16 protein-coding genes are annotated in these 24,250 nt (G+C 38.9%); 11 read left to right on the forward strand and 5 right to left on the reverse strand.

The window, feature by feature from the left end; translation table 11 throughout:
• Nucleotides 1-228: 228 nt before the first annotated feature.
• The 4 genes from secA (at nt 229) to AQPE_RS23245 (ending at nt 6,558) form a co-directional block, all read left to right on the forward strand.
• Entirely contained in the window at nt 229-3,546 is a 3,318-nt protein-coding gene (gene secA / locus AQPE_RS23230) for a preprotein translocase subunit SecA (protein ID WP_318348865.1), read from the forward strand.
• Between the two features lie 81 nt (nt 3,547-3,627).
• Nucleotides 3,628-4,461, forward strand: coding sequence for a prolipoprotein diacylglyceryl transferase (gene lgt / locus AQPE_RS23235; RefSeq protein ID WP_318348866.1), 834 nt, complete (start codon nt 3,628-3,630; stop codon nt 4,459-4,461).
• Nucleotides 4,462-4,622: 161 nt separating this feature from the next.
• Complete coding sequence (locus AQPE_RS23240; RefSeq protein WP_318348867.1) at nt 4,623-5,453, forward strand: MIP/aquaporin family protein; 831 nt, start codon at nt 4,623-4,625, stop codon at nt 5,451-5,453.
• 4 nt (nt 5,454-5,457) lie between these two features.
• Nucleotides 5,458-6,558, forward strand: coding sequence for a GTP-binding protein (locus AQPE_RS23245; protein ID WP_318348868.1), 1,101 nt, complete (start codon nt 5,458-5,460; stop codon nt 6,556-6,558).
• Here AQPE_RS23245 and AQPE_RS23250 read toward each other — a convergent pair.
• The 4 genes from AQPE_RS23250 to AQPE_RS23265 all read right to left on the reverse strand — a co-directional run bounded on the left by AQPE_RS23250 (nt 6,555) and on the right by AQPE_RS23265 (nt 11,797).
• A complete protein-coding gene (locus AQPE_RS23250) occupies nt 6,555-7,562 on the reverse strand; it encodes a DUF6340 family protein (RefSeq protein WP_318348869.1) in 1,008 nt (335 codons plus the stop codon). The two genes, AQPE_RS23245 and AQPE_RS23250, sit on opposite strands and share 4 nt — an antisense overlap.
• A complete protein-coding gene (locus tag AQPE_RS23255; protein WP_318348870.1) occupies nt 7,549-8,577 on the reverse strand; it encodes a DUF6340 family protein in 1,029 nt (342 codons plus the stop codon). Before AQPE_RS23255 ends, AQPE_RS23250 begins: the two co-directional genes overlap by 14 nt.
• 72 nt (nt 8,578-8,649) lie before the next feature.
• Nucleotides 8,650-9,708 (reverse strand): DUF6340 family protein, encoded by a 1,059-nt coding sequence (locus AQPE_RS23260; protein WP_318348871.1) that lies wholly within the window; start codon nt 9,706-9,708, stop codon nt 8,650-8,652.
• 19 nt (nt 9,709-9,727) lie between these two features.
• On the reverse strand, nt 9,728-11,797 hold the full coding sequence (locus AQPE_RS23265; protein ID WP_318348872.1) for a hypothetical protein: 2,070 nt from the start codon (nt 11,795-11,797) through the stop codon (nt 9,728-9,730).
• A 275-nt stretch (nt 11,798-12,072) separates the two neighbouring features.
• On the opposite strand from AQPE_RS23265, the gene AQPE_RS23270 reads away from it, so the two are divergent.
• Entirely contained in the window at nt 12,073-14,982 is a 2,910-nt protein-coding gene (locus tag AQPE_RS23270; protein ID WP_318348873.1) for a hypothetical protein, read from the forward strand.
• Here the strand turns inward: AQPE_RS23270 and AQPE_RS23275 are convergent.
• Nucleotides 14,969-16,189, reverse strand: coding sequence for a metallophosphoesterase (locus AQPE_RS23275; RefSeq protein ID WP_318348874.1), 1,221 nt, complete (start codon nt 16,187-16,189; stop codon nt 14,969-14,971). The genes AQPE_RS23270 and AQPE_RS23275 overlap by 14 nt on opposite strands.
• 871 nt (nt 16,190-17,060) lie before the next feature.
• On the opposite strand from AQPE_RS23275, the gene AQPE_RS23280 reads away from it, so the two are divergent.
• The 6 genes from AQPE_RS23280 to AQPE_RS23305 all read left to right on the forward strand — a co-directional run bounded on the left by AQPE_RS23280 (nt 17,061) and on the right by AQPE_RS23305 (nt 24,248).
• Nucleotides 17,061-17,558: a helix-turn-helix domain-containing protein gene (locus tag AQPE_RS23280; RefSeq protein ID WP_318348875.1), complete on the forward strand. Its 498-nt coding sequence runs from the start codon at nt 17,061-17,063 to the stop codon at nt 17,556-17,558.
• 36 nt (nt 17,559-17,594) lie between these two features.
• Nucleotides 17,595-18,368 (forward strand): dihydroorotate dehydrogenase electron transfer subunit, encoded by a 774-nt coding sequence (locus AQPE_RS23285; protein WP_318348876.1) that lies wholly within the window; start codon nt 17,595-17,597, stop codon nt 18,366-18,368.
• On the forward strand, nt 18,362-19,273 hold the full coding sequence (locus AQPE_RS23290; RefSeq protein ID WP_318348877.1) for a dihydroorotate dehydrogenase: 912 nt from the start codon (nt 18,362-18,364) through the stop codon (nt 19,271-19,273). Before AQPE_RS23285 ends, AQPE_RS23290 begins: the two co-directional genes overlap by 7 nt.
• Nucleotides 19,274-19,290: 17 nt before the next feature.
• Nucleotides 19,291-20,592, forward strand: a complete 1,302-nt coding sequence (locus AQPE_RS23295) for a serine hydrolase domain-containing protein (protein ID WP_318348878.1) — start codon at nt 19,291-19,293, stop codon at nt 20,590-20,592.
• A 255-nt stretch (nt 20,593-20,847) separates the two neighbouring features.
• A complete protein-coding gene (locus tag AQPE_RS23300) occupies nt 20,848-22,182 on the forward strand; it encodes a dihydrolipoamide acetyltransferase family protein (protein ID WP_318348879.1) in 1,335 nt (444 codons plus the stop codon).
• A 23-nt stretch (nt 22,183-22,205) separates the two neighbouring features.
• A complete protein-coding gene (locus tag AQPE_RS23305; protein ID WP_318348880.1) occupies nt 22,206-24,248 on the forward strand; it encodes an alpha-ketoacid dehydrogenase subunit alpha/beta in 2,043 nt (680 codons plus the stop codon).
• The last annotated feature ends 2 nt before the right edge of the window (nt 24,249-24,250 follow it).

A 24,250-nucleotide genomic window follows, 5' to 3' on the forward strand; every position in this document is an offset into this window, starting at 1 on the left:
AAAAATACATCAATAAATCCGGATTCAAAGTCACTTCATGTCACCTTTTCAACGAATAGATATGACTTTTTACTGATTTATTGGCAGTTATTTCTTTGAAAAAGGCAATTCTGACCGATCTTACGTCATTTTTTTCAATGGCATGATAATCGTAAAAACCAATTCGAGATTTAAACAATATGACTACATTTGTAACTTTCATTTTTTGATCACATTAAAACCCAGATAATGGCATTCATAAACAAAATTTTAGGCAAATTTCTCGGCTCAAAATCAGATAAGGACATGGCTGAAATTGCTCCTCTGCTCGCACTCATCAAAAAAGAATACGAACGCATCAGCTTGTTGTCTAACAACGAATTGAGAGCCGAGTCGGCCCGGTTGAAAGAACTGATTAAAGATCGGATTAAACCGGAAGAGGACCGGATTGCTGAGTTAAAAGAACTCGTTGATACAGTTGATATTCAGGAAAGCGAAAAAATTTATCAGGAAATAGATAAACTTGAGGAAAAAATAGATGATAAGTTAGAAGAAGTCCTGAATGAAATTCTTCCAATTGCATTCTCTGTTGTTAAAGCAACAGCCAAATTATTCACTGAAAATGAACGCGTTGTAGTGTCAGCCAGCGATTTTGATCGTGAATTGGCTACGACACGTAATAGTATTCTGATTGAAGGTGAAAACGCCATCTGGTTAAATAAATGGATGGCCGGCGGAAGCGAGATTACCTGGGAAATGGTTCATTACGATGTTCAGCTCATTGGTGGTATTGTATTGCATCAGGGGAAAGTTGCTGAAATGGGAACTGGTGAAGGAAAAACATTGGTTGCTACTTTAGCTGTATTCCTGAATGCTTTAACCGGAAGAGGTGTTCATTTGGTTACTGTAAACGACTACCTGTCGAAACGTGACTCGGAATGGATGGGACCAATCTTCGAATTCCACGGTTTGAGCGTTGATTGTATCGATAAACATCAGCCAAACTCCGAAGGTAGACGTAAAGCTTACCTTTCGGATATTACCTACGGAACAAACAACGAATTCGGGTTCGACTATTTGCGTGACAACATGGCAATCAGCCAACGCGATCTGGTTCAGCGGAAACATCACTACTCGATTGTGGATGAGGTCGATTCGGTTTTAATCGATGATGCCCGTACACCATTGATTATTTCAGGGCCGGTGCCAAAAGGTGAAAACCAGAAGTTTGAAGAATTAAAACCTAAAGTTGAAAAGCTATACGCTGCGCAGCGAAATCTGGCCAATCAGTGTTTATCGGATGCCAAACGAATCCTGAATAATCCGAATGCAACAAAGGACGAAAGGGAAGAAGGTTCTGTTTTGCTGCTTCGTGCCCACAAAGGTTTGCCAAAGAGTAAGGCGCTCATCAAATTCCTGAGTGAAGAGGGAATCAAAGCCATGATGACCAAAACAGAGAATTACCATATGCAGGACAACAACAAGATGATGCATATTATTACCGATCCTCTGTTTTTTGTGGTCGATGAAAAACAAAATTCGGTGGAACTAACTGACAAGGGAGTTGACCTGATTTCGGATGACGTTGAAGATCAATCATTTTTTATTTTACCTGATGTTGGTTCTGAAATTGCTGAAATTGAAAACAATAAAGCGCTTACCAAAGAACAGGTTCTGGAGAAAAAAGATGATCTGTTGACCAATTATGCAATCAAATCAGAACGCGTACATACCATCAACCAGTTGCTGAAAGCTTATGCCATGTTCGAAAAAGACGTGGAATACGTAGTTATCGAAAACAAGGTTAAAATTGTTGACGAGCAAACTGGTCGTATCATGGAAGGCCGTCGTTATTCTGACGGATTGCATCAGGCAATTGAGGCAAAGGAACATGTTAAAGTTGAAGCCGCTACACAGACCTTCGCAACCATCACGCTACAGAATTACTTTAGGATGTATCACAAACTGGCCGGTATGACCGGTACTGCCGAAACTGAAGCAGGTGAATTGTGGGACATCTATAAATTGGATGTGGTTGTTATTCCAACCAACCGGAAAGTTATTCGCGACGACCGCGAAGATTTGGTTTATAAAACCAAACGCGAAAAATACAATGCAGTTGTTGAAGAAATTGTTGAACTGAATAAAATAGGACGACCAGCCTTGGTTGGAACAACTTCGGTTGAAATATCGGAATTGTTAAGCCGATACCTCAAAATGCGCGGCATCAAGCACAACGTGCTGAATGCCAAATTGCACGCTCGTGAAGCTGAAATTGTGGCTGATGCCGGGATGAAAGGAATGGTTACCATTGCTACCAACATGGCAGGTCGTGGTACCGACATCAAATTAACTCCTGAAGTAAAAGCTTTAGGCGGTTTGGCCATTATTGGTACCGAACGCCATGAGTCGCGTCGTGTCGACCGCCAGTTGCGCGGACGTTCAGGTCGTCAGGGAGATCCGGGCTCTTCCCAGTTCTTCGTTTCGCTCGAAGACGATTTGATGCGCCTGTTTGGTTCCGATCGTATTACCGGAATCATGGACAAAATTGGGTTGAAAGAAGGTGAAATGATTCAGCATTCGATGATTACCAAGTCGATTGAGCGTGCCCAGAAGAAAGTTGAAGAAAACAACTTCGGCATTCGTAAACGTTTACTCGAATACGACGACGTAATGAACTCGCAACGCGAAGTCATCTACAAGAAACGCCGTCACGCTTTGTTTGGCGAGCGGGTTGAAGTTGATATCCTGAATACCATGTATGATGTAATTGATAATCTGGTTACGGAATATCAGGCAAATGGTGATTTTGAAGGATTTAACCTTGAATTGATTCGTTTGATGTCGATGGAATCACCAGTTTCTGAACAGGAATTCCTGAAGATCAAATCGGATGAACTAATTGACAAGACCTATCAGGAGATGGTTGCAACTTACACCCGCAAGATGGAAACCATCAGCAAACAGGCTTATCCTGTCATTCGCGAGGTCTATGAGCAAAAAGCACACCTGTATCAAAACATCGTAGTGCCTATTTCTGACGGAATCCATATTTTCCAGATTATCACCAATCTTGAAAAAGCATATAAAAATCAAGGGAAAGAGCTCGTTAAATCGTATCAGAAACAAACCGTTCTGGGTACCATCGACGAGGCCTGGAAAGAACAACTCCGTGAAATGGACGATTTGAAGCAATCGGTTCAGAACGCCACCTACGAACAAAAAGACCCGCTGCTCATCTACAAATTCGAATCGTTCAATTTGTTTAAGATAATGGTAAGTAAGGTGAACAAGCAGATTGTTTCTACTTTAGCAAAAGGTCATATCCCAGTTAGCGAACCTGAACAAATTCACGAAGGACACGAACGCCGTGGATTAGATATGAGTAAACTGTCAACTTCAAAATCTGATATGCCGGAAAGCTCGTCAAACCGACCAGAAGCTCCACGAGAACCGCAACATGTTCAACCAATTCGGGTTGAAAAGCGAGTTGGCCGGAACGATCCATGCCCTTGTGGAAGCGGTAAAAAATTCAAATCTTGCCACGGTAAAGATTTGGTCGATTAGTTGCCCCCTTCCTGTTCCCGCAAATGGGGGAATGATTAGGTTAGTGGTTTGCGATGATAATTATACAACCCAATAAACGATATGATTGACATTCTGGCATTTATTCATTGGAACGTTAGCCCTGAAATTTTTTCACTTGGACCAGTGCACGTTCGCTGGTATGGACTTCTTTTTGCAGTTGGTTTCCTTTTTGGCTACAACCATGGCGAAAAGATGTTCAAACATGAAAATATTGACTTGAAGTGGCTCGAAAGTCTATTCATTTATTTGATTGTTGCTACAATTATTGGAGCACGATTAGGCCATGTACTTTTTTACGGTTGGGGCTATTATTCACAACATCCCATTGAAATTCTATATGTTTGGCAAGGCGGACTAGCCAGTCATGGTGGTGTTCTCGGTATTATTATTGCCATGTTTATCTGGAGCAAATACGTGTCGAAACGCTCTATTCTGTGGGTTTTAGATCGGGTAGTGGTTCCATCGGTTTTTGTAGCCGCATTAATTCGCTTAGGAAATCTCATGAATTCTGAAATTTATGGAATTCCAACGACATTGCCTTGGGGAGTAATATTCGAACGTAACCACGAGACTGTTGCCAAACATCCAACACAAATTTATGAATCGCTTAGTTATCTGATCACTTTTGGTGTGATGCTTTACATGTACTGGAAAACCAAAGCCAAAGATTATCAAGGTTTGCTGGTGGGAGTTTTCTTTGTGATGGTATTCTCAGCCCGGTTTTTCATTGAGTTTATCAAGGAAGAACAGGAAGCTTTCGAAAAGGGAATGAGCCTTAACATGGGACAATTACTAAGTATTCCGTTTATTTTAGGCGGAATATTCCTGATTATACGTGCTGTAAAAAAAGGACCAGTGATTTACGAAAATCAAGCTATTTCAGGCAAAAAATAAGAAATAAATTCATACTGAAAACCCTGAAAACGTTGACAAAGAAGCTTCGTTTTCAGGGTTTATTGTTAATGATTTTAAATCCAATCGGCTAACCTTACAATTTAGATATATTTGGAGACTGAAAAATCTGATTTAAATTTCAAGCCAACACGGGTTAAATTGTGAGATATTCCAAAGAATTTATTGGCGAAATGCTTGGCACTTTTATGATGGTGCTATTCGGGTGCGGCTCGGTTGCTGTAACTGTGCTTTTCAATGCCCATCAGGGATTGATGCAAATAGCGCTGGCATGGGGAATTGGCGTTACATTAGCTATTTACCTGACCCGCCATTTATCGTGTGCACACCTGAACCCTGCAGTTACGCTGGCCATGTGGATTGGAAAACGAATGGCTGTCAGAAAAATACCTACATACCTTACAGCGCAATTCTCCGGTGCTATTTTGGCTGGATTTGTTATTTACCTCTTGTTTGGCCCTTCGATTTCAGCATTCGAAAGTACCCACAATATTGTGCGCGGATCAGCCCAATCGATCCAGACAGCTAAAATGTTTGGTGAATACTACGCGGCTCCTGGCAGTTTGGCAATTGTTTCGATGCCATTGGGCATGGCTGCCGAAGCGCTTGGAACCTTCCTACTTTTACTGATGATTTTTGCACTCACCGAAGGTTGTAATGTAGGTCGTCCAAACGATGCAATGGCTCCGATGTTTATTGGATTAACGGTCACATCCATTATCGGCTTGATTGCACCTTTGACCCAGGCTGGTTTGAACCCTGCCCGCGATTTTGGGCCACGTATGGTTGCCTGGATTTTTGGCTGGGGAAATGCTGCTTTTCCCGATCAATCCGGAGGATTTTTCTTCGTTTACATTTTGGCACCAATCATAGGCGGAATACTGGCTTCGTTGTTTTTTGTCTATCTCATTGAACCAGCAATGAAACGTCAGTCAACCTCATGCTGCTGCGATGATCAAACAAGTAAAAAGTAAAAACATGAAAACTACACGACTAATATTGGTTGGCGGATTTCTTGGAGCCGGAAAAACAACCCTGTTATGGGAAGCTACACGGAGAATCACTGAACGCGGAAAACGAACTGGACTGATCACCAACGATCAGACATCGGAGTTAGTTGATACTGCTCTACTTTTACGAAAAGACGTGAAAGTGGCTGAAGTGAGCGGAAGTTGTTTTTGTTGTAATTTCAACGGATTGATCGATGCCTTGAAGAATGTTCGCGACGAAGCCAACGCCGATGTCATTGTTGCCGAACCAGTTGGCAGTTGTACCGATCTTTCGGCAACCATTCTGCAACCGCTCAAACAAAACCTGCGCGGAGAGCTAACCGTCAGTCCATTGTCGGTATTGGCCGACCCAATTCGGCTCAATGATATTCTAAATGGGGGAACGGCAGGCCTGCATCCTAGTGCAGCCTATATTTTCCGGAAGCAGTTGGAAGAAAGTGACCTGATCCTTATCGGTAAATCCGACTTGGTTTCTCCGGAAGAATTGATTCTTTTGAAAGAAAAAGTAAAATTACATTTTCCAGACTCGGAAGTGATGGTTGTAAGTTCGCTTTCAGGAGAAGGGATTGACGAATGGCTAAATGAAGTGCTAACCAGGACAGATGCCGGTAAACGCCTGGTGGAAGTAGATTACGATGTGTATGCCGAAGGGGAAGCTGTGTTGGGATGGTTGAATACCTCCATCGAACTCTCGGGCAGGGAAACCGACTGGGATACTTTTGCCCGTGAGCTAATGCAAAACCTGAGCCGTCAGTTCGACTCGATAAAAGCATCAGTTGGACATGTCAAAATGTTGATTGAATCGGGCGAGAATTATCTAATTGGCAATCTTACTGGCCGGAATGAGACTTTGAGTTTTAGAAGTTCGGCCGGAATAAGTTCCGAAGCCCGCCTGACCTTGAATGCACGTGTGGAAGTAAGTCCGGAAGCGTTGGAAGAAATTGTTCTCAAAACACTGGATACAATCAAAGGAACACAACTCCGAAAAAAAATTGTAGCCCTTCGTTGCCTTAGTCCCGGCAGGCCGAATCCAACGTTCAGGGTTGAACAGGTTGTCCCGATATTTTAATTGCTCCTGACTTGATGAGCTAATCTTTCGATCTCTTTTTTTCGTAAAGCCAGAACTGTAATGTACCGCTTGCAAATCTCTTTATGCTCCTCATTATTTACCTTCAGCATCGAATGAGATTGGACAAGCCAGTCAATGGCATTATCAAGCTTGCCCTCCATTTCACATGCTAATGCCATGTTGTAGCAAGCCTTGGCAGCCATCCGGGGATTTTTATTTTTCGATTGCATGTTCCATATTTCAGCGGCTTTGAGCCATTCGTTGTTAAGCGCATATTTTTCGGCCAAAAGCATATTCTGATTATTCGATTTGTAGTAAAGACGTTCAACCATTAACCAGGTAGGAATGATTTTGGATCCAAAAAATCGTCCAAGGTATTCTGAAGAATTGTTAACAAGCAAATTGAGTTTTGCATGATCATTTAAATTCAACGGAAAATCAGTGGCTTCATAAGCCAAGGTATCCATTTGGTTATACAAATAAGATACAGTGTCGGTTTTAATAGCAATTGCCCATGAAAGAGCCGCGCCATTTAGAACTACATCATTAAAACCATACATCGCTATAACATTGAATTTGAAATGATCGAGAAAAATGAAAATGTCTGATTTTGTATTTTGAAACAATTTTTCCGGAGTAACAACGCCTGTCTCGTTTTTAGGATAAATAACAGACAAACTATCGCGATAATTTTTCACTTTCCCGAAATATCCTTCCTTTTCGAAAAAACCGGACAAGGCATCAACGCAATTATTTGACAATGCCCTGTATTTAACCAGGGTATCGGTTTGAATCTTATTCACATTAAGATATTGGAAAGGAACACTGTCTCGTTGATAGGTGGCACGATTAATTATTGCAACAGTTTTAATCTCATTGGGAAGATTAAATAAGGCGGGTTTCATAATTTCAATCTGAGTAGTTCGGGCGCTATCAGTTATCATGCAAGAAGAAAGATTTAAAGCAAGCAAAAAAAACGATAGAATATTTCTAGCGGGTTTCATATTGGTTGTTTAGCTTGTTGATCTCATTTTTTCGTAGGTACAATACAGCTGAATATTTCCTGACTGCTTCGTTTTCAGACGACAAAAATAGTCCGGAACTCACTTTCGCAGCCTGATTTGTCAACTCGATGGCCTGATCAATGTTTCCATTCATTTCGCTGGCCAGCGCTAAATTGTACAACGCGGTTACTCTTTTCATCTTATTTTTACTGCCGGAATAATTCTGCCAGATGACAACGGCCTCTTCCCATTTCGTATTTTGAGCCAGTTTTGTCGCTTTTTTAAATTCGGGGTTGCTATTCTGCATAATGGTACGGTCAACCTTAGCCCAGGCTGGTAAAATATGTTTCGAGTAGTTTTCGCCAATCACCTCTGCAGCAAGCGCAATAGCGCTCTTTTTATCCGGCATCCGTAATTTTCGATATTGACCATTCTCATCCAATTCGTCCCAATAAAGTGTATCAACTTGAGTAAAACGATCAATAATCCGTTGTTCTTTGGCGCCATAAACCGACCAAATATTGGAAGTTACAACATTTACCGTCGGATTCGGATTGTCATTAGTCAGGCTATAAAAACAGGAGAACATATCCAGTAAGATCAGCGCATCAGCACCCGTTTTGTTTGAAATCGTTTTATACCATTCGATGTTAGCCGGTCTGATTTCTTTTACCTGATTTTTAGGAAAAGTATTGACTGGTAAAATCAAAATACTGTCGAACTGATTTTGCGCCAGCAACCGACCAGACAAACTATCCAAACAAGTTTTAATCGCCAGGCTATCAAAATTAAACTTGATTTTATCCTTAATCAGATGGCGGTTTTTTACCTGATAATTTTGTAGCGTATCGTTTACATACTTCAGATTTCGGGAAATAATTGCAATTTTTTTGACATTCGGGGCAAGGTGCAGTTCTGACGGCTTATATACTTCAATTGAGAATTTTTCGAAGCTCACGCATGAGCTCAAAATCAACAAAAAAACAGACCAAAGTAATCCTGACTGAAGTTTCATACAATCATTTTTTTATGTTGTCTTCTACAATTTTCGAACCAACATTTATTTTTTCAGACTAAAATCTGATTGTTAGTCTGTCTTTTGTAACGCTAATTTTCTGGCTTCAAGTTTTTTCAAATAAGTCTGTGTCTGAAATCTGTAAAACGAATAGAATGATTTTAAACCAAACTCGATAGCTTTATCAATATCGCCGTTTAATTCGTTAATAAGCGCCAGATTATATTCTGCTTTGCTTCGTATCTTTTTATTCGTCGATTGAGCCATTTCCGTCCAATATTGGCCTGCTTCTTTGTAGTTATTTTCATTCATGAATTTCTTCCCTTGGTCATCCTTACTTTTGAACAAAAAGTACCCCCTTTTTTCGGGAATCCAGGTAGGAGAGAGTTTGCTATCAACATCAAGGGCAACCTTAATTCCTGCATTAATCAGCGCCTGTTTAACCGATGGCAATTTACTGAAAAGTCCTTCGAGTGTATAATCAGCACTTTCCCAATAAATGGTGTCGCTCAGCGCAATTTCCTTTACCAAAGTATTTCTTCCAGGCTTATAAATCCTGAAAAAAGCATCGTATTTCAAATCAAGAGTTGCATTATACGAATAAACGTTACCACTATTCCCATCAAGAAACTTTTCTGCTGAATAATCGGCCATCGCTTTGGTTGAGAAGCGCTCGAGAACCATTAAAGCGTCGGTGTTGAAATTGGTACAGATTTCGCGAACCTGAGACTGACTTAAGGTATCCGGAATAATGTCATAGGAAAGCGTTCTTTTAAAATTTCGTTCAAGCGGAACAACCACATCGTACCGGCCCGATTCGAACATCAATGCAGCAAGAGCTCTAATCGTTGTATCCGAAGCAGCGCTGTCGAGAACCACATTTGACAACTGAAATCCCTTCCGGTAAAAATACATTTGCAGCGAATCTTCCCGATGGTTCTGAAACTGGCTGTTCATACTACGATTCATCAATGTTATGCTCTGAATTTCAGGAGATAATTCTTCCTTAGCATGTTGTATGTTTTCAATAGTTAGTATCGCATAATTGCTTCTACACGAAACCAACAAAAGCCCGGAAAGTAGAAATAGTATCGTTTTATGGGTTGTGATCTTTTTGAAAAATAGCATCATCTGAATTTCAATTACAGCGTTAATATATTCCCCAGTATTTACGGTAAAACCATTCGACACCAAGCAAAAGGATCAACAGAAAGAACAACAATTTCAGATTAATCCACTCGGTTTGGAGTGTCTGCCTAAACTGTTGAACTGCTATCTGTTTGTTTGATTTGATGTCATCAAGTAATGTGCCATAACTTTTGAACGGGTAAAACTGGCCTCCTGACTGTTGAGACAACTGAAACAAAACGCCAAAATCAGCCTGATTGTTTTGTATCTCAATTTCGTTCTTTACGATACTAAAATTTCCTTTCTCTGTAAATCTCTGATTTCCCAGCTTTGTCTCAGCATCAAAAGTATAATCGCCAGGCTCCAGATTTCCTGCATTCAGGCGGTAATAATCATCCGTACGATCAAACAGATAGGTGAATTCCTTTAAACTGTCGTTTTTTATCCGGAGAGAAACATCCGGAGAGTTTACCAATTGGTAACTGTCGTTATACAATTCTGCAGTAAATTCGATATTGTCAGTTTCCTGAAAAAGCGCTGGATAGTAAACATTGAAGTTGTCTTCGTTTTCCTTGAGGGCCAAATATTGTATGATCTTCTGAATCAATTCGTCAAAAGCTTCGTGATTTTCGTTTAGCTGAAAATCGTACAACCGCCAGCGCCAAAGTCCTTCACCAACAACAAATCCAACTTTCCTACCTTTGTCAGCCCCAAACGCCATCATCGTTTTGTTGGTTTTAATATTCCGGATGTTTTGGTAGGCCAGATTCTGCATAGTCGGAGTCAGTTCTGTATTTCCAAAAGGTGAAAGCAAAGGAGGAGAGGACTCTATAATTTCTTTGGTTGCATCTGATAGCACGAATAAAGAAAAATTGCTGTCAAATGCTGACTGTACTTCCTCTGTATTCGAACTTGTTGATATTCTCAAACCCATATCCAAAGAATTCAGTTGTGCAAGCATTGAATTTGGTCCAACAAGAAATAAAACCGGTATCCGGCTCTCTTTAATCTTGGTTAAAAGCTTACTTGCAACATTTTTTACAGAAGGAAGTTGATTCAAAACAATAAGACTGTACGATGAAAGACTATCCGGCACATTATTACCTGTAAGTACTTTAATTTCATAATTTTGTAACTCTTCAAGGCTTGTGCGAATAGCACCCAAATCAGGATGAGGACCGTCGCTGAGCATCAAAATTTTCTGTTTGTTTTCCATAACCTGAATCACAAACTCATACTCATTGTTTTTCAAATTGGCTTCGCCATCAAAGGGCCGAATTTTGATTTTGTAGTGCTGCATCCCAACTTCTGAAGCTTCCAGATTCGCAAATTCAAGCTTAAAATCATCATCAGAAGTAATTGCAACGGTGCTTGAATAAACCGATTTGTTGTTGTTTTCAATATCAATATAGGCAATCTTATTTTTAAGTTTCAAAAACTTCAATTCGATTTCAACCGGAAATTTATTTTTCAGGAAAGCCATTTTGTTCGTCTTGACATTTCGGATCGAAGCATCTGTTTTGCGGGTTGTATCTCCCACACCAATCGCATAAACAGGAAATTTAAGCCCGGAAGCAAAATTTTCAGGATCTTGCCCCTGATTGTAAATACCATCGCCAAATAAAATTAACGCACCAATGTTTTTATTTAAATAATTGTTCTTCAGCGTCTTTAATATCTGTCCGTAATCCGATCGGTGATCAGTCCCGGTAAAAGATTCGGTGTTTTCAACTTTTGATCCAAATGACCAAAATTCGAGTTGGTAATCATCGGCAAACCTGTTTTTTAATGCCTTCGTTAATTCGTTGTATGAGGCTTCGTAAGGTTGTACCGATTGCGAATTATCAAAAGCTACAGCAAGTATGGGCAATTGTTTTATTTTTTTTGATCTCTCAATCAAAGGTGATAGCAAAAACAAGAAAATCAGGAAAAGAGATAAGCAGCGTAGGATGGCTAAAAATACTTTTTGATAAGTCGTAAGACTCACACTATCAGTATTTTTGAAATAAAGAAAATAACTGATGCCTGCAGTCATAATGATAGACAATGCAACAAAAAATCCGGAAAAATCAGGCTCAAAAATAATTTCCAAAGTGCTTCTGTTTTTAGAACGTTTCAAAATTAACAAACTTGGGCTAACAAGGGCTCCTTCCTGACTATTTTCTATTCAATAAATCCAGATTTCCGAGCAATTATATTGCCTATTAAACTGCTGATTCTATTACTAAACGAAATGGCTTTATACACTTTTCTATTTTGCCGCGTTTATTAAATAAATTGATTAGTTTTAAATTTTCACATTAACCCGAATGACGGTCAGAAATCATAAAGGAAAGCGAATAAACAGTTATTTTTCAAATTGAATTCATGAAGAAAATTATAATTCTCACAACTATACTTTTTTTAGTAATAGCACATGCGAATGCCCAGTATTTTCAAACAGGACAAGACCCTTCGTCAATCAAATGGAAACAGATAAATACAACTAATTTTCAGGTTATTTACCCGGAAGAATTTGAATCACAAGCACAAAGAGTTTCATTTGTGTTGGATAAAGTTTATGAATACGGATCCAAATCGGTGGACTTCCGTCCGCGCAAAGTTTCAGTTATTTTGCACACCCGAACAGTAAGTTCTAACGGGCTAGTGGCTTGGGCACCCAAAAGAATTGAACTTTTTACCACTCCAAATCAACAAATTTATGCTCAGGATTGGTTGGAACAACTTGCTTTGCACGAATTCAGACATCTGGTTCAAATGGATAAAATTCAGAGTGAATTACCTGTATTAGTGAAAGCTATTTTGGGCGAACAAGCCACCGCTATTGTTGCTGGCGCTTACCTGCCATTTTGGTTTTTGGAAGGTGATGCTGTAGTAACAGAAACCGCCCTTTCACTCAGTGGGCGAGGCAGAATGGCTACTTTCAGCATGGACTACCGCGCTCAGTTCATTGAAAAAGGAAAATATTCGTTCGACAAAGCATATCTGGGCTCTTACAAAGATTTTGTTACAGACCACTACAAATTAGGCTATTGGATGGTTGGCAAAAGTCGCGAAAAATATGGGACTAATGTCTGGTCTGATGCAGTACAACGAATCGGGCAACAGCCGTTCTCAATAACTCCATTAAATTCATCGTTAAAAGTATCGACCAAACAAACCAGCAAACAGTTGTATTCAGGTATTTTTGACAAACTCACTGACGAATGGAAACAAAACTTATTATCAAGGTCGATTGATTCTTTATCAGTTGTTTCTCCAGGGAGAAAATCCTATACTCAATATTTGTATCCTGAAGTTTATCACGACTCTATCCTGTTTGCTTATCGGACTTCAATTAATGATATTGGCCGGTTTGTGTTAATCAATCCGGATAAAACGGAACGTATAATTTATACCCCAGGAACTATTTTCGAAGAATCAGTCTCGATGACTGATAACCTGATTATTTGGGCCGAAAACAGAGCTGATTTGCGCTGGACTCATTCCGACCGATCTATTATTCAGGTATATAACATTGAAAGTAAAACCATTCACGAAATCAAGCCGAAGACCAAATTGTTCAGTCCGGTAATATCTCCAGATTTAAAATCGTTCGCAGCCGTTGAGGTCGATCCTGAAAATAATTTTTTCCTTTCGGTCTTTGATGTGAGAACAGGAAAGTTAATTTCAAGGTATAAAACATCTGATAATCAATATTTTTTCACACCTTGCTGGGACGAGAAAGGGGAAAAGTTGTTTGCAATTTGTTTGGCCTCAAAAGGAAAATATCTGGCTTCACTAGATTTGAAAACCCAACAACTTCAGGAATTGACCGCTAAAACCTTTGCAAACCTGAAAAATCCGGTCTATTCAAAAGGGAGGGTCATTTTTTCAGCCGATTTCTCCGGAATTGATAATCTGTATTCGTTGAACCTACAAAGTAAAAAAATTACTACGGTTGCATCCGTTCCATTTGGAGCTGATTATCCTTCTGTCAATAAAGCAGGCAATCAATTGGTTTTCAGCAATTACAATTCCGATGGATATCAACTGGCAAGTATTCAGCTTCAAGATAAAAATAGAAACAAAGAAGTTACGGATATTCAATTAGCAACTGATCATCTTGCTGAAAATCTGGCTGCTCAGGAAAATGGAGTACCCGATTTTTCTAATCCGGAATCCGACGTTTACCCAGCAAAAAAATACTCAAAGCTTGGGCATTTGTTTAATTTTCATAGTTGGGCTCCTGCCTATGTCGATGTAAACAGTTATGAAATCAGGCCGGGAGTTTCTGTATTTTCGCAGAACAAATTAGGAACAGCCGAAACCAGATTGGGTTACGATTACGATGTAACCAATCGTACCGGAAAATACAAACTGGCATTTAGCTATTTAGGCTGGTTTCCCGAAATAACCACCGAGATATCGGCTGGCAACGAAGCTTCAAACTATTACCAGATTACAAATACTGTTAATCAGAATCACCAAGTAATTCGGAGCGACACAACTGTACAGCGTTTTGGCTGGAGAGAAATATCCGCCGATTTAGATGTGCGATTGCCACTCAATTTTTCAAAAGGCAAATATTCCCGCATATTTTATCCTGAAATAAAATACTCCATGGTGAATACGTCGAAACCGGATTCTGCTTTAAGAGACTTTTATCCAGGTAATTATCACGCATTATCATACCGAATTTATTTTTACAATTTATTGCATCAATCACACCAAAGCATCATGCCCAAATGGGGGCAACAGCTCGATATCATTTTTAGGCATACGCCATTTGTAGGTTCCGATTTAGGTCGGCTTTCTGGAATTCAGTCGGTTTTCTATTTCCCCGGATTTTCAAAAAATGATGGGTTCAAAATATATCAAGGATTTCAAAACAAGAGCTATACAAACAGTAGCTATAACTTTGCAAATTTTGTTCGCGTTCCCCGTGGTTTTTATGGATATCAAAATAATCAAATGTATTCGCTGGCAGCTGATTATAAATTCCCGATTCTCTATCCGGATTTCAGTATCGGGAAATTGGCGTACATCAAGCGAATAAAATCATCGTTATTTTATGATTATGCATGGCTTTCAATGCCAACAAGAGATAAGAACGGAACGATTTATCCGAATAGTATCGAAATGAAAATGAAATCGTTAGGGGTAGAACTTACCTCAGATCTTCATTTATTTCGATTTTTTGCGCCGATCGAAATTGGTTTCAGATCTATTTATCGACCCGACTATCAGGATTTCCAATTTAATCTACTATTTTCGATTAATTTCAATGGGTTTTAGTCCTGAACAATGTAAGTAAAGTTATTTCCGGATTCATCTCGATGCGGCCTGAAAATCCAATTGTTCCAAGTCCTCTGTTCACATAAAGATACTGATTATCTGACTTATATAGTCCACCCCAATACTTTTGAACGAAGTACATTGGACTAAATTCGATACCAGCTATTTTTAATCCAAACTGTCCGCCATGCGTATGTCCCGAAAGCGTTAAAGGAATATCTGTTTGAGGAAGCACAATCGCTTCCCAATGAGCCGGATCATGCGACATGAGTATTTTAAACGAGTTCGCCGGGACTCCTTTCATAGCAACGTTTAAATTTGCATACTGAGGAAATGGTTTGTGCCCCCAGTTTTCTACCCCAATCAAAGCAATAGAGGTATCTTTCACAACTATCCTGTCCCATTGATTTAGAAGCAGTTTAAATCCTGCTTGAGTCAAACCACTTTCAATTTTCTCCAGATTTTTCCGCTTACTTATTGAATCAGGCCACTCATAATAGTCGCCATAATCATGATTACCCTGAATGGTATACTTTCCATATCGGGCAGAAAGTTGTTTTAAGTAAGGCTCAAAGCCTTTCATTTCCTCTCCAAAATTATTCACAATATCGCCGGTAAAAAGCAATAAATCCGGTTGAATCGTTTCAATCTTCTTAATAGTCTTTTTTAAAACATCCGGATCATTTTTAAAACTACCTAAATGAATATCAGATAATTGAACAATTTTAAAACTGTCGAGTTGTGCTGGCAAATTATCAAAGTATAAATCCTGCCTGTTAATAATCACTTGATATCGGCCAATGAAAATTCCATAGGAAAAAACTAAAAAGATCCCTAAGCCAATTAGAAACGAACCAACCAAAGTAATGATCTGTACCCGAATACCAGTAATCCAACGCATAAAGTAGGAGAGAATGGTCATTAAGGCAAAGAACGATTTGGGCGCCAGATTAAGAAAGGAAACGACGATTACAAAATTAAAAAAAGTATAATCTCGACTCTGCCTAATGCTTTCAGGGTTCGAAAAGGAATAAATGAGCATACCTACAGTAAAAAGGCTAATCAAAAAATAGAGAACACTCAAATACCATTGTATTTTTTTTGTTGCCTGATAAATCAGCTGCCTGAATCCCAGATAGGAGATAAGCTCTACCAGGAAAACAAAAGCAAAAAATAAAGTTAAAACTGATGAAGGTATCCCTCTCATAAACTAAAGTTTTATTGACGTTAGAAAATTACCATTTTACAGTCGATTTCAACGGTAAAAAGTACATTTTAATAACCTGCAGCTCAAAAAGGGTATTTTTTACACAGAATGCGAAATATTTGCTATTCGTAATTTGTATTGTATTGCTTTGATAAAGATACAATTAAGACATATCTTATCTAAACCAAACTGCATTAGAATTCGCTATTTATTTTGAGGTTTAAAAGAGTAGGGGAATTCCGTTGGGATTTTGATTAAAATCTAATTTCCCATTCATTTTCAATTTTAATTCAATAAATAGAACTCAAGAATCAAAAAAGAAATTTCAATCGCAAAAAAGCTAGAAGGAAATCTCTGCCAGAATTAATTAACAGCTGCACCAAGAGGAGAGATATCACCAAACTTATGCCTATTCACAAATGTCAACGAAAAGAAAAATAACAATTTGATTTACATTTGGACATAATTACAATTCCAACCAAATGTAAATAACATGAATTTACTTAATTATTCAAAAAACGATCATTAATAATTAACATTACTAATACTCATAACAAACAATTACATTGTTATAAAATTAGCTCATAAAATACACTAAATAAGAATATTATACTATATTTACTAAACTTATAGTTTTAATATATGTTTACGTCTGTTAATTATCTCTATATCGTGTTATTTATATTGAGTTAATAGTATTAAATATCAGTAATTTATATCATTTAAATAAAGTTATATATCAATTAATTATAATCAAAATTTTCAACTCTTTGGTCATGAAGTAACAAATGTAACTTTGCAAAATTGCCAATATTGAATCAATGTTTGAAATTTATACATTACATTTGTGCATTATAAAATTTACATATCTATGGAAGACCGGATCAGAAAATTTATGGAGTATAAAGGAATTTCTCCTTCTGAACTTGCAGATACAATAGGCGTGCAACGGTCGAATGTTACTCATGTTCTGAAAAGCAGAAATAAACCAAGTTTTCAGTTTATCGAAAAAATGCTTCAGGTATATCCAGACCTGAATGCAAAATGGCTTCTACTTGGAACTGGCCCTATGGTTGAATCTTCCGTTAAGAGCAGAACCCTTTTTGATCAGCTAACAGAACCTGTAACACCCCTGAATCCTTCACCAGAGAAATCGAGTCCCAAAACAGAAAAAACAGAAACAAAACCTCTGATTAACGAAACTGAACCTACCGCGACCAGGGAACAAGATACGCAGCCACCACCTATCGAAAAAAAGACAACTGACAATACCATTCAGGATCAATTTTTTAGTCCCGAAAAGCCAATTGAACGACTAATTGTTTTCTTCAAAGACCAAACATTTAAGGTTTATTATCCTTCCCTGTAAGATTTTTAGACTATCTTTGCCGGCAAATTCATGTGCATGAAAAAGACGGTAATTGACTTCTTATTGCTTAATAACAAGCAACTTAACAAAGATAATTTTCTTCTTGTACTTCAATCTCCGATTCCTGTTTCTGATATTTTTCCAGGGCAGTTTATCAATGTTGAAATTAAGGACGCCACTGAAATTTTTCTTCGCCGACCTTTTTCAGTTTTGGATGTTGATTACGAAAAACAAACCATTTCATTACTGGTTAAAATTTTGGGAAGGGGCTCCCGTAAACTAACTGAAGCCAAGGAAGGCCAAAAGATCAGTGCCATATTTCCTTTAGGAAAGTCGTTCACTTTACCCGATAAAAACGATCGGATCTTGTTGATTGGGGGAGGTAGTGGAGTTGCGCCCATGTTATTCCTCTCTAAAATATGTGGATTAGATCCGGACAATGTTACCGTACTCATTGGCGCCAGGTCTTCATCTGACCACATTGATATAACAGCTTATCAACCGTATGGTAATTTTTTCTTCACAACCGAAGACGGATCGCTTGGCGAAAAAGGATATGTAACCAATCATACGGTTTTTATCGATCGATTGACTCAGTTTAGTAAAATATATACTTGTGGGCCTGATTTGATGATGAAATCGATTGGAAGAACGGCCATCGGAAAAAGTATATTTTGTGAAGTTTCGCTTGAAAATATGATGGCATGTGGTTTTGGCGTTTGTTTGTGCTGCGTTGAAGATACGAAAGCCGGCCATAAATGTGTTTGTACTGATGGACCCGTATTTAATGTAAACGATCTGAAATGGTAGATTTAGGAATAAAAATTCATAATTTGGATTTAAAAAATCCGGTTATGACAGCCTCTGGCACTTGTGGGTTTGGTGAAGAAATTGCTGACTTTTTTGATTTGTCGAGACTTGGGGGATTGGTGGTTAAAGGAACTACCTTAAAACACCGCGAAGGAAATGCATATCCAAGAATGGCCGAGACTCCTTCAGGAATGTTGAATGCTGTTGGGCTTCAAAATAAGGGTGTAGATAATTTTATAGCGAATATCTATCCGAGAATAAAAGATATGGACACACATTTGATTGTAAATGTAAATGGTTCTACGATTGAAGAATATGTAGCATTAACTGAACGATTGAATGAACTGGATAAAATACCAGCCATTGAGTTAAATATCAGTTGCCCCAATGTAAAGGAAGGTGGAATGGCATTTGGTATTAGCTGTCCTTCAGCCGAAGCAGTGGTTAAAGCCGTAAGAAAAGTTTATAGTAAAACCTTAATTGTAAAATTATCGCCTAACGTTACCAGCATTGCTGAAATTGCTAAAGCAGTAGAAGGACAAGGTGCTGATAGTGTTTCATTAATTAATACTTTACTTGGTATGGCTGTAAATGCCGAAACCAGAAAACCTGTACTTTCAACTATTACCGGAGGTTTATCGGGACCCGCAGTAAAACCAATCGCCATCAGAATGGTGTGGCAGGTTTATAATGCCGTAAAAATTCCGGTAATCGGAATGGGAGGCATCATGAATGCAACAGATGCGATTGAGTTTATGATTGCAGGAGCTTCAGCAATTCAGGTTGGTACTGCACTTTTTATCGACCCAACAATCCCGGTTCAAATTATTGATGGCATTACTCAATACATGGAACGACATAAAATTCAGTCTGTTAACGAAATAATTGGAAGTTTACAATGCTGAATTACTCAAAGACACATATGTACACTCTAAAAACCATTAGTTGTAGCCTTATTTTCGCTCTGGTTTTTAGTCAATGTACAAATAATACCTCGAAGCCCGTTGAAGTACCAAAAAAGGTTCAGGAGGTAGATAAAAATAGTTTAAACTACAAAATATCAAACGAATTATCCGAATTCTCAGGAAGCAGTTTTATTGCTAAAAAAGCTGATGATTTTCTGAAACAGTGGAATTTAGCCGGGATGACCATGGCCATTGTAAAGGATGGTAAGCTGGTTTTTGCACATGGTTACGGATATTCGGATGTTGAAGCAAAGACTGTCGTAACTCCCGGGAATCTATTTCGGATTGCCAGTGTTAGTAAGCTTATTACTGCTGTGGCAATTATGAAATTAGTTGAGAAAAAAGTCATTTCGCTAGATTCGAAAGTGTTTGGACCAAAGGCTATTTTAAAAGATTCGATTTTTAATAAAGTAGTTGATAAACGGCTCTATAACATTACTGTAAGGCATTTACTTGCTCATGCAGGAGGCTGGACCTTAACATACGGTGACCCAGCATTTAATTCATTGGTAGTACTGGAAAAAACAGGTGAAACCGGAGCCGCAACTATGGATTCATATTGCCGCTTTGTGGCCACCCGTAAATTGCATTTTGAGCCAGGCAAACGTTCATCGTATTCGAACATGGGTTACATGTTCCTGAGCAAAGTAATCGAAGCAGCTTCAGGAAAAAAATACGATGATTTTGTGATTAACGATGTATTAAAACCTCAGGGAATCCTGGATATGCACATTGGTCGAAGCTATTTGGCCGATAAAAGAATAAATGAAGTAAAATATTATGAAGCGGAAGATAGTCCAATGATACCTTCGTTTGATGGTTCAGGAACGATGGTTCCAAAACCATACGGAGGCAATCCGATTGAATTGCTTAGTTCTGCTGGGGGATGGATTGCCTCTTCGGTTGAATTGGCCAAACTGATGGTTTTAATCGATGGCTTCAGAAGTGTACCCGACATGATTTCAGGTCATCTGATTGATCAGATGGTTGTGCATAAAGATTTCAAAGGACCGCTTGGATGGAAAGTTGTAAAGAAAAATGGCGACTGGATCAGAACAGGCAGTATGGCCGGAACTTCGGCAATCGTAAAAAGGCAAAGCAATGGATTTGGCTGGGTAATTATTATTAACTCAAGCAGTTGGAAAGGTCCAAGATTGCCTGCGTATGTTGATTACATGATGAGACAAATTGAAAAGAAAATTACTTCGTGGCCCAAAAAAGATCTCTTCAAATATGAGCCGACCAAAAGTTTAAAATAGATTGAATTTTGAAATATTGAAAAAGGATGACCTACAATGGGTTCATCCTTTTTTGCTTTCTGCAAAACTCATAAAAGAAAATACGGACTTGCTTATCTATTATTTACCATTTAATCTGTAACTAAGTATCATTCAAAGAGCAAAATACATTTTCCGTTAGAAAGATTGGCTTTTAAATACTGAACTTTTCAATGTGTATCTTGTTAGTTTGTCTGAAAACTAGAATTTATAAATGTTAAATAATATAAGCAAAGTATGTCAGAATTTAAAATCCAGATGCCTAAATTGGGTGAAAGTGTTCAGGAAGCTACCATCACAAAATGGTTTATTAAAGAAGGCGATCGAATTGAAGAAGACGAACCTCTTTTTGAGGTTGCGACTGATAAAGTTGATTCCGAAATTCCTTCTCCGGTTGACGGTATTGTAAAGAAGATATTTTATCCGCTTAATGCCTTGGTTCCGGTAGGCGAAATTGTTGCAGTTATTACTACCGAAGATGACGACTCATCGGAAAAAACGAATGAAGTTGTAAATGAACCTGAAAAGACTAAAGTTCAGGAGCAAAAAGCAAAAGCCGAACCAGTTACAGTTAGTTCAGCTGTTCAAGCTATTGAAGAAAAGCCAGTTGTTCAAAGTGAAGAAACAAAAGCTACACGATTTTATTCACCTCTTGTGCTTTCAATTGCCAATTCAGAACAGGTAAGTTTAACCGAACTGGAGACAATTGAAGGATCTGGTTTAAATAACCGCCTCCAGAAAAAAGATATACTGAACTACATTGAAGCCCGCAAAAGTGGAAATAGTGTAAAAACTCCTTCTACTCCAAATGTTCAGGCTAAAGAAACACCTGCACCGGCAAAAGTTTCAGTTTCAGTGAGTGCAAGCGATCAGATTATTGAAATGGATCGGGTTCGTAAAATTATTGCCGATCACATGGTGATGTCAAAACAGGTTTCGCCACACGTTACTGCAGTGGTTGAAGCCGATGTGACCAACCTCGTTTTGTGGAGAACCAAAGTGAAAGATGAGTTTGCTTCGAAATATGGTGATAAAATCACATATATGCCTGTATTTATTGAAGCTGTAGCTCGTGCAATTACAGAATTTCCATTACTGAATTCTTCAGTTGATGGATATAAAATCATTATGCACAAGGATATTAACATTGCTGTTGCTGTTGCCAAACCCGATGGAAATCTGGTAGTTCCCGTCATAAAAAATGCTGAGCAGAAAAATCTGGTTGGATTGACGAAAAACATGAACCAATTGGCTGAAGCCGCACGCAAGAATAAACTTGGTGTTGAAGATTATCAGGGCGGAACTTTCACGATAACTAACTTTGGCTCTTTCCGCAATTTGATCGGAACGCCAATCATCAATCAACCCCAGGTTGCTATTCTTGCAACTGGAAGTATCGAGAAAAAACCTGCTGTAATGGAAACTCCGACAGGCGATGCAATTGTTGTACGGCATAAAATGTTCCTCTCTTTATCATATGATCACAGAATTATAGACGGCGCATTGGGCGGGGCTTTCTTGCGGCGAATAGCAGATATTCTTGAAGAATTCAGTATTAATCGCGAAGTGTAAACTCAAAAAATAAACTCAGATATATGACTACAGTTCCTAAAGTATTTTCGGTAAAAACAACCCCTAAAGAAATACTTGAAAAATGGTACCGGCTGATGACTCTTGGCCGGGCTATTGATGAAAAAGCTCCGAATTACCTGAAACAAGCCATTGGTTGGTCGTATCATGCGCCATATGCTGGCCACGATGGAATTCAGTTAGCTATTGGTCAAACCTTTGAAAAAGAGGTAGATCATATTTTTTTGTATTACCGTGATTTGCTGACTGCTTTGTCATGCGGATTGACTGCCGAAGAAATTATCCTGAATGGAATTTCAAAAGCTACGGATCCATCCAGCGGCGGTCGCCACATGTCGAATCACTTTGCCAAACCGGCATGGAACATGCACAACGTTTCCTCCTTAACTGGAAATCACACGTTGCATGCTGTTGGAGTTGCGCGAGCTATTAAATATTACGGAGAAAAAGCTGTTGCAATTAGCGTACAAGGCGAATCGTCCTTGTCAGAAGGATTCGTTTATGAAGCTATCAATGGCGCTTCCAAAGAAAAATTGCCCGTTATTTTTGCAATTCAGGATAATGGCTTCGGGATTTCTGTTCCCAAAAAAGATCAAACAGCAAACCGGAAGGTTGCTAATAATTTCACCGGATTTAAAAACCTCCGGATTATACATTGCAACGGAAAAGATGTTTTCGATTCGATGAACGCCATGCATGAAGCCAAAAAGCACGCGTTAGAAACTGGAATGCCAGTAATGGTTCAGGCAAACTGTATTCGCATTCATTCTCACTCCAATTCGGATCGACACGAATTATACCGGTCGGAGGATGAACGGAACTATGTTCAGGAATATGATCCGTTATTCAAATATAAAAGGATGTTGATCCGTTACGAACGATTTACTCCTAAAGAACTTGAAAGCATCGAAAATGAGGCTAAAATTGAGCTTAAAGAGGCTCACAAGCTTGCATTAAAGGCTCCGGATCCAGATCCGAATACTTATCTGGACTTTGTTCTTCCAGAACCTTATATTCCGCAGAAATATCCTAATGGAACACATCAGGAAGCAGGCGAAAAGAAAAAGCTGATTACTGCACTTAATGAAACTATAAAAACAGAATTCAGGCTGAATCCGGATACCTTTATTTGGGGGCAGGATATGGCCAATAAAGACAAGGGTGGTATCTTTAACGTATCGAAAGGATTGCAGCAGGAATTTGGCCCCAAAAGGGTGTTTAATGCCCCAATTGCTGAAGACTTCATCGTCGGAACTGCAAACGGGATGTCGCGGTATAATGAAAAAATCAGGATTGTAATTGAAGGAGCAGAGTTTGCCGACTATTTTTGGCCTGCTATGGAGCAATATGTCGATTCCAGTCATGATTATTGGAGATCGAACGGAAAATTTACTCCAAACGTCACCATCCGACTTGCGTCGGGCGGCTACATCGGCGGAGGATTATACCATTCGCAGAATATCGAGGGATCTTTAGCGTCAATTCCTGGAGTTCGGATAGTCTATCCATCGTTTGCTGACGATGCTGCAGGTCTTTTACGAACTGCCATTAGGTCGAGAGGTATGACCATGTTTATGGAACCCAAAGCTCTTTACAATGACCCAAAAGCAGCAACTGTAATTCCTGATGATTTTGAAGTTCCTTTTGGTAAAGCTAGAATTCGTCGTAATGGCGATGATTTAGTAATGATTACATATGGAAACACGACACATATGTGTCTCGAAGCAGCTGAAAAATTGTCAAAAGAAGGTGCTTCGGTTGAAGTAATTGACCTTCGTTCGTTAATTCCGCTTGATAAGCAAACAATTCTGAATTCAGTTAAACGGATTGGGAAAGTGATGGTTGTTCATGAAGATAAAGTTCACTCTGGTTTTGGTGCAGAAGTAGCTTCCATAATCATGGAAGAAGCTTTTGAGTACCTCGACGGACCTGTTAAACGTGTTGGTTCATCTTTTACCCCAGTTGGATTTCATCGTTCATTTGAACGGATCATACTGCCCAATACCGAAAAGATTTACACTACAGCCAAAGAAATTTTGGCCTACTAAAA

This window comes from Aquipluma nitroreducens, assembly GCF_009689585.1.
Lineage (GTDB): Bacteria > Bacteroidota > Bacteroidia > Bacteroidales > Prolixibacteraceae > Aquipluma > Aquipluma nitroreducens.

Coding starts and splice junctions, on each gene's coding strand:
- AQPE_RS23245 (WP_318348868.1), top strand. CDS start 5,458: ATGAAAACTACACGACTAATATTGGTTGGCGGATTTCTTGGAGCCGGA.
- AQPE_RS23305 (WP_318348880.1), top strand. CDS start 22,206: ATGACTACAGTTCCTAAAGTATTTTCGGTAAAAACAACCCCTAAAGAA.
- AQPE_RS23295 (WP_318348878.1), top strand. CDS start 19,291: ATGTACACTCTAAAAACCATTAGTTGTAGCCTTATTTTCGCTCTGGTT.
- AQPE_RS23250 (WP_318348869.1), bottom strand. CDS start 7,562: ATGAAACCCGCTAGAAATATTCTATCGTTTTTTTTGCTTGCTTTAAAT.
- AQPE_RS23275 (WP_318348874.1), bottom strand. CDS start 16,189: ATGAGAGGGATACCTTCATCAGTTTTAACTTTATTTTTTGCTTTTGTT.
- AQPE_RS23280 (WP_318348875.1), top strand. CDS start 17,061: ATGGAAGACCGGATCAGAAAATTTATGGAGTATAAAGGAATTTCTCCT.
- secA (WP_318348865.1), top strand. CDS start 229: ATGGCATTCATAAACAAAATTTTAGGCAAATTTCTCGGCTCAAAATCA.
- AQPE_RS23270 (WP_318348873.1), top strand. CDS start 12,073: ATGAAGAAAATTATAATTCTCACAACTATACTTTTTTTAGTAATAGCA.
- lgt (WP_318348866.1), top strand. CDS start 3,628: ATGATTGACATTCTGGCATTTATTCATTGGAACGTTAGCCCTGAAATT.
- AQPE_RS23285 (WP_318348876.1), top strand. CDS start 17,595: ATGAAAAAGACGGTAATTGACTTCTTATTGCTTAATAACAAGCAACTT.
- AQPE_RS23300 (WP_318348879.1), top strand. CDS start 20,848: ATGTCAGAATTTAAAATCCAGATGCCTAAATTGGGTGAAAGTGTTCAG.
- AQPE_RS23290 (WP_318348877.1), top strand. CDS start 18,362: ATGGTAGATTTAGGAATAAAAATTCATAATTTGGATTTAAAAAATCCG.
- AQPE_RS23260 (WP_318348871.1), bottom strand. CDS start 9,708: ATGATGCTATTTTTCAAAAAGATCACAACCCATAAAACGATACTATTT.
- AQPE_RS23255 (WP_318348870.1), bottom strand. CDS start 8,577: ATGAAACTTCAGTCAGGATTACTTTGGTCTGTTTTTTTGTTGATTTTG.